Here is a 15,391-nt window from a genome sequence, read left to right on the forward strand (position 1 = left end):
AGACAAGGAATCACATGCACATCTCACTGCAAGATCTCTTCGAACAGATCGACGGGATCGGCAACGGAGGAGAACTCGGATACACACGCCTCGCCTGGACCGAAGAGGACGCTCAGCTCCGCGCTTGGTTCCGCGAACAGGCCGAATTACGAGGTCTCTTGTACGAGGTCGATCGAGCTGGCAACCAATGGGCGTGGTGGGGTGGTCGACCTACGCCCGAGGACCCTGCGATTACCACAGGGTCGCACCTCGATTCCGTCCCTGGCGGTGGGCAGTTCGACGGGCCCCTCGGCGTCCTGTCTGCGCTGGCGGCGATCGACCTGCTGAGAGACCAAGGCTTCGAGCCGCGGCACCCGATAGGTATTGTCAATACGAGTGACGAAGAAGGGGCTCGCTTCGGCATCGCCTGTTTCGGCACCCGCGTGCTGACAGGAGTGATCGATCCAGACCAAGCCCTCGCTCGTGCTGATGCCGACGGCATCACGCTCGCTGAGGCACTGGACGAACACGAGATCGACACCGATGACTACGGTGCTGACCCGATGCTTCTGAAGAGCATCGCTTGTCACCTCGAGCTGCACGTCGAGCAGGGTTACGCGCTGGGAGAGATCGGCTCTCCTATTGCGGTGGCCAGCCACATTTGGCCGCACGGCCGGTGGGAAGTGCGTCTGCAGGGTGAGTCGAACCACGCCGGCACCACACCGATGGGACGCCGCTGTGACCCCATGAACCAGCTTGCAGATCTCATCGTGGCCGTGCGCGAGAGCGCTGTGCGGCACGACGCCGTCGCCACTATCGGACGACTGACAGTGATCCCCAACGGGGTCAACGTGATTGCAGCTGCGGTGATCGCTTCACTCGACGTTCGTGCGTCTCATGAAGAAGCGGTGGGCGCAGTGCTAGCAGATCTTGCGCGGTTCGCTCCACGCCGTGAATCCTGGACAGCCTCCACCTACTTCGACACTTCCGTGAGCGGCATCGTGTCTCAGGCCGTGAGTGAAGAGATCGGCTCAGTGCCGCCGGTGCTCGGCACGGGCGCTGGGCACGATGCCGGTGTGTTGCAGAACGCAGGAGTTCCTACAGCGATGCTTTTCGTGCGCAACACGACCGGAGCGTCGCACACACCTGCAGAGCATGCAGACCCCGAAGACTGCGAGACCGGTGTGGCCGCGCTCGCTGCAGCGCTGCAGATGATGGATGCAGGAGATGAGTGAGATGAAGAGCGTCACCTCCACGTTCTGGTGTGAACATGCCTGGCTCAACGATGGCATCGCTGATTCCGTGCGATTTGTCGTGACAGACGGCCGTTTTGAGTCGATCACCGCCGGTGCGCCTCGACAGCCCGATGACCATGTTCTGGAGGGGCTTACGCTCGCTGGTGCGGCGAACGGTCACTCTCATGCGTTCCATCGTGCACTGCGCGGTGCCGGGGCGCCCGGGGGCACGTTCTGGGAATGGCGAAAGACCATGTACCGTATCGCGCAGGCGCTCACCCCCGATTCGTATTATCGTCTCGCGCGCGGTGTCTACGGAGAGATGGTGGCTGCCGGTTACACCAGTGTCGCAGAGTTTCACTACGTGCATCACCAAGCTGACGGCACACCCTACGACGATCCAAATGAGATGGGGCATGCTCTGCGTCATGCCGCAGCAGATGCGGGCATCCGTCTGACTCTGTTGGATACCTGTTATCTCTCGGCGGGCTTCGGCGAACCTCTCGCACCGGAGCAGCTGCGGTTTTCAGACGGCGACGCCGACTCATGGGCCGATCGGGTAACGCAGCTGGCGCCGACACCGGACTTTCGTGTCGGCGCGGCGATCCACTCCGTCCGGGCCGTTGACGAAGCCTCGATGCGGCGGGTCGCCGAATGGGCGCAGGAACACCAGGCTCCACTTCATGTACATCTCTCCGAGCAGACGGCCGAGAACGATCAGTGCCTGGACCATACCGGCCTCACCCCGACGGCTCTGCTTGATCGGGCCGGCGTCTGGAACGCCCGCGCAACCGGCGTGCACGCAGTCTTTGTCACAATGCAGGACATACACACACTCGGTGAGCGCGGTGCATCGGTGTGCGTCTGCCCCTCGACCGAATGCGATCTCGCCGATGGCATCGCACCGGCGAGCAGCCTCGCCGCAGCCGGCGTGCGTCTCGGCGTGGGCTCCGACCAGAACGTGCTGGCAGACCCGTTCACCGAGGCGCGTGAAGTCGAGATGCACGAGCGTCTGCGGCTCGGAACCCGAGAGAACTTCACGCCTGCCGCGCAGATTGCCATGCTCACCACAGACGGTCAGCGGCTCTGTGGGTGGCCTGAAGCCGGACGACTCGAGGTCGGTTCTCTGGCGGATTTCGTCACCTTGGACACCCGGAACTCGGTGACGGCCGGAAGCCGCCTTGATCGAGTTGTGCAGATGTCCACAGCCGCGCAGGTCGTCGAGGTGTATGTGGGAGGTCGGCAGGTCGCCCACGACGGTCACTGCAACGGCGTTGACCAGGTGCAGGAACTCGCAGAGTCCTGCGCGCAGCTGAGAGGGGAACGATGAGCCACTCAACGACGATCACCGGCATCTCGGAACTGGTGACCAATGACGGAGCAGACTGGGAACTCGGCATCAGACACGATGCCGCAGTTGTCGTCGAAGACGGCAGGATCGCTTGGATCGGACCGAGACAAGCGGCCCCATCGACAGACGATCAACGTGATCTGGGCGGACGCACACTCATCCCCGGATTCGTCGACTCACACAGCCACATTGTGTTTGCCGGCGACCGTAGTGAAGAGTTCGCGCATCGCATGCAGGGGGAGCCGTATACAGGTGGCGGCATCGGACAGACCGTGCGCGCCACTCGCGCGGCTTCGGACGACGACCTTCGCGCTTCAACGCGCCGTCTCCTGCGTGAGAGTCGCAAACAGGGAACGACAACCGTCGAGATCAAGAGCGGTTACGGACTGACCACCGCTGAAGAGCGGCGTCTCCTGCGGATCGCTGGAGAGCACACCGATGAGGTCACTTTTCTGGGTGGACACGTCGTTCCCGCGGAGTACGAGCATGATCCAGACGGCTACGTGTCGCTGATCGTGGACGAGATGACCCCGGCCTGCGCTCCTCTGGCGCGGTGGGCGGACGTCTTCTGCGAGCCGCACTCGGCACACGCGTTCACGGGCGAACAATCCCGAGCCATTCTTCAGGCGGGGCTGCAGAACGGACTGCAGCTGCGTGTGCACGGGGCGCAGCTGGGGCCAGGGCCAGGGCCGCAGCTCGCGGTCGAACTTGGTGCGGCATCTCTCGACCATGCGACGTTCCTGACTGATGCCGACATCTCGGCGCTCGCATCGGTTCGCGCCCAAGGAGGACCTGTCGTGACCTACCTGCCGATCGTCGAGTTCTCGACCAAACAGCCGTTTCCCGATGCGAGACGCACCATCGACGCGGGCATCCCAGTGGCGATCGCCACTGACTGCAATCCCGGCACGTGCTTCTCGAACTCGATGCCTTTAGCGATCGCTTTCGCGGTACGAGACATGCGCATGAGCCCCGACGAAGCCCTTTGGTCGTCGACGGCAGGCGGTGCAAAGGCACTGCGCCGCAGCGACATCGGTCGGATCCGTGTGGGAGCGCGTGCCGATCTGGCAGTCATCGATGCCCCCAACCACTTGCACATCGCCTATCGCGCGGGAGTCCCTTTGGTCTCCGCGCTCGAGCTGTACCCCAAGGCGAACCGCTCATGACGAAGCCATACGACCGACAGGAGATCACCATGACAAACACCAGCAGAACGGTTTTCACCGCACCGCTCATCGACGAGCTGCCCCCTTACCCGGAGTTCGAACCCGGTATTCGACGAGCTCCGTCACGAGGGTTCCACCTGACCCCAGCACAGACCGAGACCGCGTTGAAGAACGCCCTCCGTTACATCGACCCGGCCCTGCACGAACAGGTCATCCCGGAGTTCCTGCAAGAGCTGACGTCGCTTGGGCGTATCTACGGATATCGTTTCCGGCCCCAGGGCCGAATCCACGGACGCCCAGTCGACGAGTATCCCGGCGCAACGCTCGAAGGTCGAGCCTTCCAAGTGATGATCGACAACAACCTCGACTTCGAGGTGGCCCTCTACCCGTACGAACTCGTCACCTACGGCGAGACTGGCTCCGTCTGTCAGAACTGGATGCAGTACCGTCTCATCACGCGCTATCTGCAGCAGCTCACGCAGGAGCAGACCCTGGTGGTTGAGTCTGGGCACCCGTTGGGGCTCTTTCCCTCCCGCCCCGAGGCTCCTCGCGTGATCATCACCAATGCACTCATGGTGGGTATGTTCGACAACATGTCGGACTGGGAGATCGCCGAAGAGATGGGTGTTGCGAACTACGGCCAGATGACAGCTGGCGGCTGGATGTACATCGGCCCGCAGGGAATCGTGCATGGCACATACAACACGCTGTTGAACGCCGGACGCCTGCAGCTGGGTATCCCGAATGACGGCGATCTCGCCGGCAGACTCTTCGTCTCGAGCGGTCTGGGCGGCATGAGTGGTGCACAGCCGAAGGCAATGAAGCTGGCCGGCGGGGTCGGAGTGATCGCCGAGGTTGATCCCTCACGTGTGCAGACCCGCTTCGATCAGGGGTGGGTCGACGAGCGGTACAGCGATCTCGACAAGGTCTTCGCTTCGGCGAAGCGGCATCAAGCCGCTGGAGAGGCGGCGTCGATTGCCTATGAGGGCAACATTGTCGATCTGCTGCAGTACGTCGTCGACAACGACATCCATATCGACCTGCTGAGCGATCAGACGTCATGCCATGCTGCGCATGAAGGCGGCTACTGCCCGCAGAGCCTCTCGTTCGCAGAGCGCACCGCGCTGCTGGCCGAAGACCAAAAGAGATTCGCTCAGCTCGTCGATGAGAGTCTGCGACGGCAGTACGAACTCATCGAGAGACTCGTCTCTACAGGCACATACTTCTTCGACTACGGCAATGCCTTTCTCAAAGCAGTGTTTGACGCCGGAGTGCGAAGACTGTCGAAGAACGGCGTCGACGACAAGGATGGCTTCATCCTGCCCTCATACGTCGAAGACATCATGGGCCCTCACCTTTTCGATTACGGGTACGGGCCGTTCCGTTGGGTGTGCCTCAGCGGCAAGCGTCAAGACCTGCACGCGACCGACGTCGCAGCCATGGAGTCGATCGATCCGGATCGTCGCTATCAGGATCGCGACAACTACAACTGGATCCGTGACGCTGAAGAAGCCGACCTGGTCGTCGGCACGCAGGCTCGCATCCTCTATCAGGATGCCGAGGGTCGCATCCGTATCGCGCTCCGGTTCAACGAGATGGTACGCAACGGCGAGACCGGGCCGATCATGCTGGGACGGGATCATCATGACGTCTCGGGCACAGATTCTCCGTTCCGCGAGACAGCGAACATCAAGGACGGATCGAATGTGATGGCGGACATGGCTGTGCAGTCATTCGCCGGAGATGCAGCGCGCGGCATGAGCCTGGTGGCGCTACACAACGGCGGCGGCGTCGGAATCGGCAAGTCGATCAACGGCGGGTTCGGGCTTCTGCTCGACGGGTCGCCCAGAGTCGACGGAGTCATTCGTTCGGCGCTACTATGGGACGTCATGGGCGGTGTCGCTCGCCGAGCATGGGCGCGCAACGATCACTCGATCGAGGTCGTCTCTGAGTTCAACGACACGTATTCGGAGCTCGGGCACATCACTGAGCCGGCAGTGGCCGATGACGACCTCGTCTCACGTGCCGTCGCAGGTCATTTTCGTGGCTGAGAGAATTGAGGTCATCCGCTTCCGGGACCTTTCGGAAGTGTGTTGGCGAAACGGTACCGGCCGCACCGTGACATTGGTGCAATCCCCTCTTGACGCACCGATCGACGAAGTCGACTGGCGTCTGAGTATTGCGACGATTGACAGCGAGGCGACGTTCTCTGACTTCATCGGATACGATCGGTGGCTGATGTCCATCGGGCCGGCCGGTCTGACCCTGAGAATTGACGGTGAGCAGTGCGAGCTGGCACCATTCGAGTCGGTGCGGTTTCGTGGCGACGACCCTGTGACGTCGAGGCCCCATGGGTCTGGTGAGCGAGATCTCAACCTGATGGTCCGCTCCGGTTCTGTGCACGCAGACCTGCGCCTCAGCACGCTGCGTCCTGAGGAGCATCTGCTGTTGCAAGGCGGCGATGCACAGGTCGAGATCGGCATACTGGTCTCGGGGACGGCTTCAGCCGCGTCGCCTAAAGGCTCGGAACGGGTGCGTGAAGTCATCGAGCTAAACGATGCCATAGTCGCCCGGAACGACGATGTCGGTCTCGATGCCGGTCACACCGGCGCCGTTGTAGTGGTCGCACAGCTGAGGCAGGCGCACGTCGACAGATGAGAGTCGTCGAGACGGAGACTCAGAAGAGACCGTAGGGATGCACAGCCTCGCTGTCTGCCGGAATCTCGGCGATCGCATCCCACAGCTCGACGATCTTGCCGTCGGCCACGCGCCACAGTTCGAGAAAGGCGTGTCTGACGCCGTCGATGCTGCCCTCTGACTGGGTCAGCACGAAGTCGTTCTGTGCGACGCGTCTGTGCGTGCGGTCGTAGACGAGGGGAGTGCCTTCGCTTTTGAGCTGGTGCAGAAACTTTACGACGGCCTCGGTGCCGTCGGCGATGTCGGGGCTGTGCTGGCGAAAGCCCTCGCCGTTGCTGAACGTCGCCCACTCGTCATACTGCTGTTCGACCAGCACGGTCTGGAAGAAATCAGCGACTTGGCGGCGGCTGGTCTCGGTGTCGACGCTTAGGTCGGTGTGCACCGGCCCGTCGAGCTGTGTTCTGCCGCTCGCATTCGGGGGCGCTTCGGGAACGAGGCCGTCCCAGTGCTCGACGATTGCCCCGTCGGCCACCCGATAGATGTCGAATCCGATCAGCGGTTCGTCGTCCAGCCCGGTGTATCGGCCGTGCAGCGCGACGAGGTCGCCGTCGACGAACTGTCGGACGAGTCGATACCTGAGCGTCGGTGCCTCTTCGACCAGCTGCTTCAGCCCTGTTCGGCCGTCGGCGACGAGTGGGGAGTGCTCGATGAAGTCTGGAGCGAAGGCGTCGGTGTCGAGCACGCTGGTGTCTCGGTCGCCGAACAGGCGCTGGTGGGCGGTGACGACGAGCTCGAGGGTCTCTGCTGCAGTCATGTCGGGCCTTTCTGAGAAGAATCCGCGGCACAGCGAGCTGCTGGTGCTCAGGCATCGCCTGCTGTGTGGAAAGGCCCTGCACGAATCGTCGATGAGGCGACCGAGATGTGGGCCGGGTGGCACGTCAGCGGGCTGCCCGGATGCGGCCAGCCTAAGCGATGCTCCCTCGACCGAGGCGGTACGTATACGATCACCGGCGATTCCTCCCATTCCGTCCACTCCGATGACGCGGCGGATAGGCTGGCCGCCAACCGACCCCAACGACAAGGAGACCTCACTATGTCAACGTCGACATACGCTGTGACCAATCCCGCCACGGGTGAGAAGCTGGCCGAGTACCCGGCCATCCAGGACGCCGCGCTCGCCGAGGCGATCAGTCGAGCCACCGAGGCACACGCACGCTGGAGCACGACTTCGATCGCCGAGCGCGTCCAGGCCATCCACCGCGTCGCCGCGCTGCATCGGGAACGCCGAGATCGGCTGGCTGAGATCGCCACCCGCGAGATGGGCAAGCCACTCGAGCAGTCGCTGGGCGAAGTCGACTTCTCGGCCGACATCTACGACTACTATGCCGACCATGCCGAAGCGTTCCTGGCGGATGACCCGATCGAGCCGGCCAATCCCGGCACGGCGTTCGTACGCAAGGCCTCGCTGGGGCCGCTGCTCGGCATCATGCCGTGGAACTTTCCCTACTATCAGGTGGCCCGCTTCGCCGGCCCGAACCTGATCATCGGCAATACGATTCTGCTGAAGCCCGCTCTGCAGTGCCCGGAGTCGGCGCAGCAGATCGAAGACATCATGGCTGAAGCCGGAGTCATCGACGGGGCGTACGTCTCGGTGCTCGCCACCCATGAGCAGATCGAATCGGTCGTCGCCGACCCACGTGTGCGCGGGGTCTCGCTGACCGGCTCTGCCCGTGCCGGTGCGGCGGTGGCTGCGCTCGCGGGGCAGCACGTGAAGAAAGTCGTGTTGGAGCTGGGAGGCTCCGACCCGTTCATTCTGCTCAGCACCGACGATCTCGATGCCACGGTCGAAGCTGCCGTCGCCGCCAGACTCGACAACAACGGGCAGTCGTGCAACGGGGCGAAGCGCTTTCTGATCGTCGACGACCTGTACGACGAGTTCCTGCGGCGCTTCGTCGCAGCGCTCAGCGACGTGCATGCGCAGAATCCCGAAGTGGCGCCGGATATCGCGCTCGGGCCGCTCAGCTCGCTGTCGGCTGCCGAGCTGCTCAGCGACCAGGTGCAGCGAGCACTCGACCAGGGGGCCACTGCGGTGCTCGGCGGCCCCGAACACCGCGGCGCCTACTTCGATCCCGCGGTGCTCACCGGGGTGACGCCTCAGAACGACGCCTATCGCGAGGAGTTCTTCGGCCCGGTGGCGCAGGTCTATCGCGTCAGCGACGAAGACGAGGCGGTGCAGATCGCCAACGACACGGAGTACGGCCTCGGCTCCTACCTGTTCACGACGGATCGCGCCCAGGCGCTGCGCGTGGCAGATCGCATCGACGCCGGCATGGTCTACATCAACGAAGTGGGCGCCGACTCTGCTGAGCTGTCGTTCGGCGGAGTCAAAGGCTCGGGCAACGGACGCGAACTCGGTGCGCTGGGCATTCAGGAGTTCGTCAACAAGAAACTGATCCGCTCTGGAGACACCGATCTGCTGAGCTGAACACAGTCGGCCGGAAAATATCCGGCAGATATTGCAAACACCGGAATTCTTCCGTAATCTGAATGTGGTTGTCTACTCATTCGCAGGTTCAGGAGGACGCAGATGGTTCCGGGAGATCTCTCGCTCGTCGCACAGAGCACGCCGCGCTCGGGAATTCGTGACGTCTTCGACGACTGCGAGCTGATTCCCGACGTCATCACCTTCGCCGTCGGCGAGCCGGCGGAGTCGGTGCCCGAACGCGCGGCCAAGGCCGCATGCGAGGCGATCAGCCGAGGCGACACCCACTACACCAACGTGCTCGGCGTGCCCGAGTTCCGTGCCGCCGCAGTCGCCTACACCAAACGGGCCAAAGGCCTCGAATACGACGCCGAGACCGAGGCCCAGGCGGTGCCTGGAGCGACCTTCGGTCTGTATCTTGCTCTGCGGGCGCTGCTCAACCCCGGTGACGAAGTCATCATTCCCTCACCGCACTTCACCTCGTACGATGCGCAGGTGCTGCTCTGCGAGGGGCGGCCGGTGACGGTGCCGCTCCGGCCTGCGAACGGCATGAGGCTCAACGCCGAAGACATCGAGCGCGCGGTCACCTCACGAAGCAAGGTCGTGATCGTGAACTCGCCCGGCAATCCCACCGGTGCGGTGACCTCGGCGGCCGAGCTGGAGCGTATCGCCCAGGTCTGTCAGCGACATGGTCTGTGGGTGATCTCAGACGAGGTGTACCATGCCTTCGTCTACGGCGACGCCCCGGTCGCTCCGTCAATCGCGTCGTGCCCAGGCATGCGCGACCAGACCGTCATCGTAGACAGTCTGTCAAAGACGTATGCGATGACCGGGTGGCGCATCGGCTACCTGCTGGGGCCGAGCGCTCTGGTCGAAGAGACGGCGAAGATCGCCGAGCTGATCCATTCGTCGAACAACACCCCTGCGCAGTTCGCCGGAGTCGCGGCGCTCAACGGCCTCGACGCCGACATCGCACGCATGCGCAACGCATATGCCGTGCGCCGTGACGCGGTGCTCTCTGCTCTGCAGGATGCGCCGAACCTGCGCGCAGTCGCGCCCGACGGCGCCTTCTACGTCTTCGTCGACGTGCGCGACAGCGGTCTGGACTCTGCCGAGTTCAGCAGCCGTCTGCTGCAGCAGGAGCACGTGGCCGTCGTGCCGGGTGAGGCGTTCGGGCCGCTCGGGCAGGGGTTCGTGCGCATCTCCTACGCGGGCGATCTCGATGAGATCGTCGAGGGCATGGGACGGCTGGTCCGGTTCGCCAATCAGCTTGGCTGAGCGGTGCGAGCCGTAGACTCGGAGTCATGGACAGCATCGACCAAGCCATCGTCACCGCACTGCTGACCGAGGGGCGGTCGACCCTCGCGCGCCTCGCCGAGGTCTCCGGGCTCTCCACCTCGGCTGTGCAGTCGAGGGTGCAGCGTCTCGAGCGAGACGGCACGATTCGTGGGTATCGAGCGGTCATCGACCACGAGGCTGTGGGCCGACCCCTGACCGCATTCATCGAGATCACGCCGTTCGACCCGGCCGCCCCTGACGACGCCCCCGAACGTCTGCGGGGCGTCGCGGGCATCGAGGCCTGCTATTCGATTGCGGGGGATGCCAGCTATCTGCTGTTGGTTCGGGTTGCGGCTCCGAGCGTGCTCGAAGAGCTGCTGCAGCAGATTCGCAGTGTGGCGAACGTCAGCACGCGCACCATGGTGGTGCTGCGCACGTACTTCGAGGGTGAGCCCGAACCCGTCGGCGAGCCGCAGCGCGACTGAGGTCGTCTCTGCCGTGCCAGTGAGGTCCGAGCGCGATCAGCGCTCGCCGATATGAATCACCGGCACAGCGCTGGTGTCGAGCAGCGGCCCTGAGCGCACCGTGAGATCAGGCAGCTTGGACGTTCCGAACGCCGGCAGCAGCACCGCCAGGACGGCGAGCCCCGCACCGAAGAGCATCGCAGACTGCGCCCCGACGTGGTCGACCAACACGCCTGAACCGGCACTGCCCATGGCTATGCCGGCGAGCAGCCCGCTCGACATCCATCCGAAGGCCTCTGTGGCATCTCCGCTGCGCAGGCTCGACGAGACCACGTTGTACATCACCGCAAGCGACGGGGCGGTCCCGAGCCCTGCCACGAAGAGCGCGGCCCCGACCCACCACGGGTTCGGCGACAGTGCAGCCGCCAGCGTTCCGATCGCCAGGGCGCTCTGCCGTGTGGCCATCGACCAAGGTCGCATGGCCACCCGCGCCATCACGATGCCGCCGACGATCGAGCCGATCGCGAACACCGCGATGATGATGCCCACCGTGAACTGCTGCCCGTCGAACATGGCGACCGCCGCAGCCTCGACGGCGCCGTAGCTGGCGTTCTGCAGCGCACACGAGACGATGGCGATCAGCACCGGCCATTTGAGCAGCACACCGCCGAGTCTCTTGCCGCTGACGGGAAAGGTCGCGAGTCGAATCGCCGGAGCCGTCAGCAGCAGCACACCGCCGACGAAGCCAAGCGCGGCGACCAGTGCCAGTGCGATGCTGGTGCCGGCCAGCGGTGCCACCGCCGTGACCAGCACCGGGCCCACCACCCAGATCAGCTCCTGCGTGATGGAGTCGAGCGAATAGACCTGCGCACTGAGCCGAGGCGGCACCAGTACCGGATAGAGGCTGCGCGTGATCGGCAGAATCGGCGGCGTGCAGAAACCGAGCACGATCGCCAACAGCATGAACGCCCACAGTCGATGCGGGCCGAAGGCGATGGCCGTCATGGCCGCCGCGTTGAGCAGCAGCGTGGCCCCGAGCAGACGCCTGGCGCCCAACACGATCATCCAGCGCCCCATCAAGGGGCCTGACACCGCTGCGCCGATCGAGAAGGCGGCGACGGTGAGTCCGGCGTCTGTATACCGCCCGAGGACGTGCTCGACGTGCATGAGCAGCGCGATGCTCAGCATGCCCTGCGGCATGCGGGCGATCAGCTGCGAGCCCATCAGGCGCACCAGGCCGTCGACGCGCACGACCTCGCTGAGAGAAGCCATCTAAACCTCGCAGACACGACAGCGTGAACCACAGATCACTCAGTTGAAAGGGAAGATCAGGTCGAGGAGCCGCGGCTCGGATCGGCATGACGCTGTTGATTGTCGCACAGAACAGAGGGCTTCGGTGCGTGTGGGGCGGGCGAATCGTGCGCAGACGGCATACACTGAAAGAATGGATGACCCGCGACAACAGCCGTCCGTCGAGACGGCTCCAGTGAAGATTCGACCCGAGATCGCCAGTGCAGCTGCCTATCGACAGGGACGCCCCGCTCCGACCGGCGGGTTCAAACTCAGCTCGAACGAAGTGCCCTTTGCCCCGCTGCCCTCAGTCGTGGCGGCCATCGAAGGAGCTGCCGAGAGCATCAACCGCTACCCCGACTCTTCGGCCGCCGACCTGGTGCGCCGTCTGGCGGCGCTGAATCACGTGAACGACGATCAGATCGCGGTGGGCCCGGGATCGATCTCGGTGCTGCGCCAGCTGATCACCGCGGTGGCCGTGCCCGGCGACGAGATCGTCTACGCCTGGCGTTCGTTCGAGGGTTACCCCTCGGTGGTGACCCTCAACGGTGCCACCTCGGTGCAGGTGCCGCTCACTGACGACGGTCGGCACGATCTCGATGCGATGCTCGATGCGATCACCGATCGCACTCGTGCGGTGCTGCTGTGCAGCCCGAACAACCCGACCGGCACCACGCTGACTCATGACGAAGTCGAGCGCTTCGTGGCGTCCGCCCCACGCGACGTGCTGATCGTGATCGACGAGGCCTATACCGAGTTCGTCCGTGATGAGGATGCCGTCAACGGGCTCGCGATCATCGCCGACCACCGCAACGTGGTCACGCTGCGAACCCTGTCCAAGGCGTACGGGCTGGCCGGACTGCGCGTCGGCTATGCCGTCGGCGATCCCATCGTGATCGCCGCAGTGCGTGCGTCGGGGCTCCCGTTCGAACTCACGACCGCCACGATCGAGGCTGCGAAGGCCGCGCTCGACGCGCGTGAAGAGCTGGACGAAAGACTCGAGATTCTGGTCAGCCGGCGCAACCAGATCGAGGCCGGTCTCGTCGACCAGGGCTGGCAGGTGCACGAGTCGCAGGGAAACTTCGTGTGGCTGCCGACCGGTGACCAGACAGAGTCCGCAGCCGAGATTCTCGAAGGGCACGGCATCATCGCGCGAGTCTTTCCCGAGGGCATTCGTGTGACGGTCGGAGAACGCCAGTCTATAGAACCCCTCCTAAGCGCCACCGCTGAAATTGTGCGTGGTCTGGAGAATTAACACAGAAGTGCGCGCCTAGATTGGGGAGCATGACTTCGACTTCGTCCGCTTCGACGCTTCGCCCGGCTGAGGCCGAGCACACCGCGACGTCAGATGCGCCATTCGACTCAGCGACCGGAGTTCAGCTGCTCGACCCCTCAGGGGCACGACAGCGGAACGACCGCAATGAGCCCTACCAAGCCCTTGTCGAGGGTCTGTCGCTCGACGAGCTGCAGCAGTTCTACCGAGACATGGCGATCATGCGTCGCCTCGATGCCGAGGGAACCGCGCTGCAGCGTCAGGGGCAGCTCGCGCTGTGGGTGCCGTCAGTGGGGCAGGAGGCCGCGCAGGTCGGCGCCGGTCGCGCGACTCGTCCCCAAGACTGGGTGATGCCGTCATACCGCGAACACGTGATCGGCATGATCCGCGGCGTCGACTTCGTCGACATGCTCGACATGCTGCGCGGCAACACCCACGGTGGTTGGGACTGGCAGCGCACGCATTTTCATCTCTACACGCTCGTGATCGGCACGCAGTCTCTGCACGGCACGGGCTATGCGCAGGGTGTGGCGCTCGACGGGCTGGTCGGCACCGGCGACATCGACCGCGACACGGCGGTGCTCACCTGCTTCGGCGACGGCGCGACCAGCGAGGGCGACGTCTCAGAAGCCATGATCTTCGCCGAGAGCCTGCACGTGCCCGAGGTCTTTCTCTGCCAGAACAACCAGTGGGCCATCTCGGTGCCGGTGGGCATCCAGGCCGCACGTCCCCTCGCCGACCGTGCGGCGGGCTTCGGACTCAACGCTGTGCGCATCGACGGCAACGACGTGCTCGCGAGCTATGCCGTCGCTCGCAGCCTGCTCGACGACGCCCGCTCGGGCGAGGGGCCCGGGTTCATCGAGGCGGTGACCTTCCGTCGCGGGCCGCACACGACATCCGACGACCCCACGAAGTATCGCACCCGTGAGCTCGAGGCGTGCTGGGCCGACCGCGACCCCATCACTCGCTACGAGACCTGGCTGCGCACCGATCGCGATGTGCCGCAGTCGTTCTTCGACGAGGTCGAGCAGCAGGCGGGCGATGAGGCCGCACGCGTGCGCGAGGCCGTGCTGCACCTGCCCGAGCCCGAACCTGCGAGCATGTTCGCCCATGTCTACAGCGAACCGCACCCGGTGATGCAGGCGCAGGCTGCCTGGCTGGCCGACTACGAGGCGGGCTTCGCAGACGAGGAGGAGCAGGCATGAGCGCCCAGACCGAGACGCAGAAGCGCGTGCGTGAGCTGCCGATGGCCAAGGCGATCAACGCCGGGCTGCGTGAGGCGCTCGCGAATGACGACCGCGTGCTGCTCTATGGCGAGGATGTCGCCGCACTCGGCGGCGTGTTCACCGTCACCAGCGGGCTGCAGCAGGAGTTCGGCGTGCGTCGCGTCTACGACTCGCCGCTCTCTGAGGCGGGCATCGTGGGCACGGCGATCGGTCTTGCCATGCGTGGCTATCGTCCTGTGGTCGAGATCCAGTTCGACGGCTTCATCTTTCCGGCGTTCGATCAGATCACCAGTCAACTGGCCAAACAGACGAACCGTCACGAAGGCACGCTGTCGATGCCCGTGGTGATCCGCGTGCCGTACGGCGGCGGGGTCGGTGCTATCGAGCACCACCAAGAGAGCCCTGAGGCCTATTTCGCGCACACTCCCGGTCTGCGCGTGGTCGCTCCGTCCAATGCGAACGACGCCTACTGGATGATTCAGCAGGCGATCGCGAGCGACGACCCGGTGCTCTTCTTCGAGCCGAAGCGTCGCTACTGGCAGAAGGGGCCGGTCTCGCTGGATGCCGCTCCCGGCGAACTGCATGGCTCGCGCATCGTGCGTCCGGGCGATCAGGTGACGGTGATCGGGTACGGTGCGATGCTGCCCGTGCTGCTCGATGCCGCAGAGATCGCCGCGAAAGAGGGCGTCAGCCTCGAAGTGGTCGATGTGCGCTCGATCTCTCCGATCGACTACGGGCCTCTGGTGGAGTCTATCGAGCGCACCGGGCGCGCCGTCGTCGTGGCCGAGGCCCAGGGGTCAGTGTCGGTCGCGAGCGAGATCGCCGCCCAGCTTGGGGAACGGGCGTTCTACTCGCTCGAGGCGCCTGTCGCCCGCGTCACCGGTTTCGACGTGCCGTTCCCGCCCGCGAAGCTCGAACATTTTCAGGTTCCCGACGCCGATCGTGTGCTCGACGCCGTCGATCGTGTGCTGGAGTACTGATCGACGTGCAGTGTGAGACCACATCGGCGG

At 64.5% G+C, this 15,391-nt stretch carries 13 protein-coding genes; 11 read left to right on the forward strand and 2 right to left on the reverse strand.

Annotated elements, in window-relative coordinates; genetic code table 11:
* The first annotated feature begins 14 nt into the window (after nucleotides 1–14).
* From F8O07_RS02525 to F8O07_RS02545, 5 genes are read left to right on the forward strand one after another with little or no spacing between them, the layout of a single operon-like run.
* Nucleotides 15–1,214 (forward strand): allantoate amidohydrolase, encoded by a 1,200-nt coding sequence (locus F8O07_RS02525; protein WP_158030593.1) that lies wholly within the window; start codon nucleotides 15–17, stop codon nucleotides 1,212–1,214.
* On the forward strand, nucleotides 1,207–2,544 hold the full coding sequence (locus F8O07_RS02530; protein ID WP_192496601.1) for a formimidoylglutamate deiminase: 1,338 nt from the start codon (nucleotides 1,207–1,209) through the stop codon (nucleotides 2,542–2,544). The genes F8O07_RS02525 and F8O07_RS02530 overlap by 8 nt, the downstream gene beginning before the upstream one ends.
* Entirely contained in the window at nucleotides 2,541–3,731 is a 1,191-nt protein-coding gene (hutI, locus tag F8O07_RS02535; RefSeq protein WP_158030595.1) for an imidazolonepropionase, read from the forward strand. The genes F8O07_RS02530 and hutI overlap by 4 nt, the downstream gene beginning before the upstream one ends.
* A gap of 29 nt (nucleotides 3,732–3,760) precedes the next feature.
* Nucleotides 3,761–5,782 carry a urocanate hydratase gene (locus tag F8O07_RS02540; RefSeq protein WP_225732891.1) on the forward strand — a complete coding sequence of 674 codons (2,022 nt, stop codon included), beginning with the start codon at nucleotides 3,761–3,763 and terminating at the stop codon, nucleotides 5,780–5,782.
* Nucleotides 5,775–6,389 carry a HutD family protein gene (locus tag F8O07_RS02545; protein WP_192496602.1) on the forward strand — a complete coding sequence of 205 codons (615 nt, stop codon included), beginning with the start codon at nucleotides 5,775–5,777 and terminating at the stop codon, nucleotides 6,387–6,389. Before F8O07_RS02540 ends, F8O07_RS02545 begins: the two co-directional genes overlap by 8 nt.
* Before the next feature lie 19 nt (nucleotides 6,390–6,408).
* Here the strand turns inward: F8O07_RS02545 and F8O07_RS02550 are convergent, their stop codons facing one another.
* A complete protein-coding gene (locus tag F8O07_RS02550) occupies nucleotides 6,409–7,182 on the reverse strand; it encodes a nuclear transport factor 2 family protein (RefSeq protein WP_158030598.1) in 774 nt (257 codons plus the stop codon).
* Between the two features lie 279 nt (nucleotides 7,183–7,461).
* On the opposite strand from F8O07_RS02550, the gene F8O07_RS02555 reads away from it, so the two are divergent.
* From F8O07_RS02555 to F8O07_RS02565, 3 genes are all read left to right on the forward strand, one after another.
* Nucleotides 7,462–8,853: an NAD-dependent succinate-semialdehyde dehydrogenase gene (locus tag F8O07_RS02555; RefSeq protein WP_158030599.1), complete on the forward strand. Its 1,392-nt coding sequence runs from the start codon at nucleotides 7,462–7,464 to the stop codon at nucleotides 8,851–8,853.
* Between the two features lie 102 nt (nucleotides 8,854–8,955).
* The gene (locus F8O07_RS02560; protein ID WP_158030600.1) at nucleotides 8,956–10,128 is read left to right on the forward strand and encodes a pyridoxal phosphate-dependent aminotransferase; all 1,173 of its coding nucleotides are present in this window, start codon (nucleotides 8,956–8,958) and stop codon (nucleotides 10,126–10,128) included.
* A 26-nt stretch (nucleotides 10,129–10,154) separates the two neighbouring features.
* Nucleotides 10,155–10,613 (forward strand): Lrp/AsnC family transcriptional regulator, encoded by a 459-nt coding sequence (locus F8O07_RS02565; RefSeq protein WP_158030601.1) that lies wholly within the window; start codon nucleotides 10,155–10,157, stop codon nucleotides 10,611–10,613.
* A 36-nt stretch (nucleotides 10,614–10,649) separates the two neighbouring features.
* Here F8O07_RS02565 and F8O07_RS02570 read toward each other — a convergent pair whose 3' ends face one another.
* Nucleotides 10,650–11,864: an MFS transporter gene (locus F8O07_RS02570; protein WP_158030602.1), complete on the reverse strand. Its 1,215-nt coding sequence runs from the start codon at nucleotides 11,862–11,864 to the stop codon at nucleotides 10,650–10,652.
* 172 nt (nucleotides 11,865–12,036) lie between these two features.
* Between F8O07_RS02570 and F8O07_RS02575 the strand changes: the two genes are divergently transcribed.
* From F8O07_RS02575 to F8O07_RS02585, 3 genes are read left to right on the forward strand one after another with little or no spacing between them, the layout of a single operon-like run.
* On the forward strand, nucleotides 12,037–13,137 hold the full coding sequence (locus tag F8O07_RS02575) for a histidinol-phosphate transaminase (protein WP_158030603.1): 1,101 nt from the start codon (nucleotides 12,037–12,039) through the stop codon (nucleotides 13,135–13,137).
* A 29-nt stretch (nucleotides 13,138–13,166) separates the two neighbouring features.
* Entirely contained in the window at nucleotides 13,167–14,360 is a 1,194-nt protein-coding gene (locus F8O07_RS02580; protein WP_158030604.1) for a thiamine pyrophosphate-dependent enzyme, read from the forward strand.
* On the forward strand, nucleotides 14,357–15,361 hold the full coding sequence (locus F8O07_RS02585; RefSeq protein WP_158030605.1) for an alpha-ketoacid dehydrogenase subunit beta: 1,005 nt from the start codon (nucleotides 14,357–14,359) through the stop codon (nucleotides 15,359–15,361). Before F8O07_RS02580 ends, F8O07_RS02585 begins: the two co-directional genes overlap by 4 nt.
* Nucleotides 15,362–15,391 lie beyond the last annotated feature (30 nt).

It is taken from the genome of Pseudoclavibacter sp. CFCC 13796, assembly GCF_008831185.1.
In the GTDB taxonomy this organism is placed as follows: Bacteria; Actinomycetota; Actinomycetes; order Actinomycetales; family Microbacteriaceae; genus Pseudoclavibacter_A.